Raw genomic sequence first — 2370 nt, 5'->3', positions numbered from 1 at the left:
TGGTTCGATTGGTTCTACGGGTTCGAATGGCTTGGGCGGGCAGGCAAGGTTTCAGTTGCCTGCGATCTGGAAGTTCGCCGCCACTTCAAGCGCACGCACCAGGCCCGAGTGGTCCCAGGCCGCGCCACCGTGGGCGATGCAGCTGTTCATCATCTGGGCGGCACTGGCGGTGTGCGGCAGCGAGAGGCCCAGCGCCTTGGCGCCTTCCAGCGCCAGGTTCAGATCTTTCTGGTGCAGCTCGATGCGAAAGCCGGGGTTGAAGGTGCGCTTGATCATGCGTTCGCCGTGCACTTCCAGAATGCGGCTGGCGGCAAAACCACCCATGAGGGCCTCGCGCACCTTGGCCGGGTCGGCACCGGCCTTGGCCGCGAACAGCAAGGCCTCGCCCACAGCTTCGATGTTGAGCGCCACGATGATCTGGTTGGCGACCTTGCAGGTCTGGCCGTCGCCCACGCCACCCACCAGGGTGATGTTTTTGCCCATCTTCTCGAACAGCGGCTTCACCTTGGCAAAGGAAGCGTCTGTGGCGCCGACCATGATGGTCAGGCTTGCGGCCTTGGCGCCCACTTCGCCGCCGCTCACAGGCGCGTCGATGTAGTCACAACCCAGCGCCAGGATGCGCTCGGCAAATTGTTTGGTGGCGATGGGCGAGATGGAACTCATATCGACCACGGTCTTGCCTGGGGTGAGGCCGCTGGCAGCACCGTTGTCGCCGAACAGTGCGGCTTCAACGTGCGGGGTGTCGGGCACCATCAGAAAGACGATGTCGGCCGCCTGGGCCACTTCGGCTCCGGTGTTGCAGGCTTGGGCGCCCTGCTCCAGCAAGGCGGCGGGCACGCCGCTGCGCGATTGCGCAAAGAGTTCGTGGCCGGCGGCGAGCAAATGGCCCGCCATCGGCGCGCCCATGATGCCGAGTCCGATGAATCCGAGTTTCATTTTGGGGTTCCTTGAAAGCGATGGGAAAGGAGATGACGGGCCAGCGCTTCAGCGCACCAGACAGGGCATCTTGTTGTTGAAGGTCCAGCCGGGTATGAGGTACTGCATGGCGATGGCGTCGTCGCGCGCGCCGAGTCCGTGCTGCAAATACAGTTGGTGCGCGCGCTCCACAGCGTCCATGTCCAGCGTCACACCCAGGCCGGGGGACTTGGGCACGTCCACATAGCCGCCCCGAATCTGCAGCGGCTCTGTAGTCAGGCCTTGGCCGTCTTGCCAGATCCAGTGGGTGTCGATGGCGGTGACCTTGCCCGGTGCGGCAGCGGCGCAGTGGGTGAACATGGCCAGCGACACGTCGAAATGGTTGTTGGAGTGCGAACCCCAGGTCAGGTCGTACATCTGGCACAGCTGGGCCACGCGCACCGAGCCTTGCAAGGTCCAGAAATGCGGGTCGGCCAGCGGGATGTCGACCGACTGCAGCTGGATGCTGTGGGCCATTTCGCGCCAGTCGGTGGCGACCATGTTGGTGGCGGTGGGCAGGCCCGTGGCGCGCTTGAATTCGGCCATCACTTCGCGGCCCGAGAACACGCCTTCGGCACCACACGGGTCTTCGGCGTAGGCCATGGTGTTGCGGTGGTCGCGCAGCAGGCGCACCGCGTCTTTCAGCAGCCAGCCGCCGTTGGGGTCGAGGGTGATCCTTGCATCGGGAAAGCGCTCGTGCAAGGCCACGATGGCCTCCACCTCTTCTTCTCCGCGCAGCACACCGCCTTTGAGTTTGAAATCCTGAAAGCCGTAACACGCCTGGGCGGCTTCGGCCAGCTTCACCACCGCATCAGGGGTCAAGGCTTCTTCGTGGCGCAGGCGTTGCCAGTCGTCGCCCGCTTCGGGCTCGCTGCGGTAGGCCAGATCGGTCTTGTTGCGGTCGCCTATATAGAACAGGTAGCCCAGCATCTGCACCCGCTCGCGTTGCTGGCCCTCGCCCAACAGCGCGGCCACGGGCACGCCCAGGTGCTGGCCCAACAGATCGAGCAAGGCGCTTTCCACCGCCGTGACCGCGTGGATGGTGACCCGCAAATCAAAGGTCTGCTTGCCACGACCGGCGCTGTCGCGGTCGGCAAACCCTGTGCGCATGCGGTTGAGCAGGCGGTTGTAGTCGCCAATGGGCTGGCCTTCGATGAAGTTGCGCGCGTCCTCCAGGGTCTGGCGGATTTTTTCGCCGCCGGGCACTTCGCCCACGCCGGTGTGGCCGGCCGAGTCGGTCAGGATGAGCAGGTTGCGCGTGAAAAAGGGGCCGTGGGCGCCGCTCAGGTTGAGCAACATGCTGTCGTGCCCGGCCACGGGGATGACTTGCAGGCGGGTGACCGTGGGTGTGGCATTCATGGTGGCGGGATCCGATGGCGAGATTTGCATTAAGTTGACAGTCATCATACAACTTGA

Annotated in this window: 2 protein-coding genes; both read right to left on the bottom strand. The window is 64.3% G+C overall.

From position 1 onward, the window contains the following. Nucleotides 1-51: 51 nt before the first annotated feature. The gene (locus ABYB95_RS21775; protein WP_372661873.1) at nt 52-936 is read right to left on the bottom strand and encodes a 2-hydroxy-3-oxopropionate reductase; all 885 of its coding nucleotides are present in this window, start codon (nt 934-936) and stop codon (nt 52-54) included. 48 nt (nt 937-984) lie between these two features. Continuing rightward, nucleotides 985-2313: a glucarate dehydratase gene (gene gudD, locus ABYB95_RS21770; protein WP_372661871.1), complete on the bottom strand. Its 1329-nt coding sequence runs from the start codon at nt 2311-2313 to the stop codon at nt 985-987. Nucleotides 2314-2370 lie beyond the last annotated feature (57 nt).

The organism is Hydrogenophaga sp. (assembly GCF_041633695.1).
Lineage (GTDB): Bacteria > Pseudomonadota > Gammaproteobacteria > Burkholderiales > Burkholderiaceae_C > Hydrogenophaga.
This window is presented reverse-complemented; position numbering and strand designations above follow the sequence as displayed.